The organism is Vibrio sp. 10N.222.55.B11, from assembly GCF_041473705.1.
GTDB classification, from domain to species: domain Bacteria; phylum Pseudomonadota; class Gammaproteobacteria; order Enterobacterales; family Vibrionaceae; genus Vibrio; species Vibrio crassostreae_C.
In genome coordinates, this window is the sequence record NZ_JBFRST010000102.1 from 728 (window position 1) to 1,710 (window position 983).

General features: G+C 40.7%; 1 protein-coding gene and 1 pseudogene. Both read left to right on the plus strand.

What is annotated here, in order from left to right; genetic code table 11:
- Positions 1 to 222 (plus strand): annotated as a pseudogene (locus AB4503_RS24710) (hypothetical protein); the annotation flags it as partial.
- A 127-nt stretch (positions 223 to 349) separates the two neighbouring features.
- The coding region (locus AB4503_RS24715; protein ID WP_372115869.1) for an ISAs1 family transposase at positions 350 to 983 on the plus strand (634 nt) is incomplete at its 3' end.

Below are 983 nucleotides of genomic sequence, written 5' to 3' on the forward strand. Positions count from 1 at the left end.
AATAGTTTTGAAGGTGATAAATACGTCACTCAAGAGAAAGGGCATGGTCGTACAGAAACGCGTTTGAGTATGGTTGTTCACAATACAGATTTCTTAGGCTATATAGCGTTTGATTGGGCTGAACTCTCCACAATTGGTATGGTCGTTTCAATTCGTCAAGAAGGTGATAAGCCAGCAGANNCAGGGCAAGATCATGAAAAACCCATATGGAATAAGGGGTAGCGTGAAGTGATGTTTCCACTAATTTGTACACTGAAGTCACAACAAATTCAATACATTCAAGATCGATTTGATGATCAGATTTAGGTGTGATCATATACTGTTTTTTAACAGCAGATATTTAGCCATAATGAATGGATTAAACCTTTTGGACCATATTTCAGTTATTCGAGACCCTCGCCAAGCTTGGAAAATAGAGCACACACTAACCGACATTATCTTCTTAACAATTGCAGCAGTGATTGCTGGTGCTGAAGGTTGGGAGGATATTGAAGATTTTGGTGAAGATAACTTGGAATGGCTTAGGCAGTATGGTGATTTCAAACAAGGCATACCAGTACACGATACCATTGCCCGAGTTATCAATCTTATTTCCGCCAAGCAACTGCAACGATGCTTTACTGCGTGGATGAAAGACTGTCATGAGACGACAGAGGGTGAAGTGATTGCTATCGACGGCAAAACTCTCAGAGGCACATACAACAAAGACAAGCGTTGTGGTGCAATCCATATGGTTAGTGCCTTTAGTGCAGCAAACCAAGTTGTACTAGGACAAGTGAAGACTGCGGATAAAAGCAATGAAATAAAAGCGATCCCTGAACTGCTTGAAATGCTTTCCTTGCGAGGTTGTTTAGTGACTATTGATGCTATGGGATGCCAGAAGGATATAGCTGAAAAGATAGTCGCTCAAGATGCAGATTATCTCTTAGCGGTAAAAGGTAATCAAAAACGATTGGAGCAAGCGATTAGCCAAGTGTTTAATT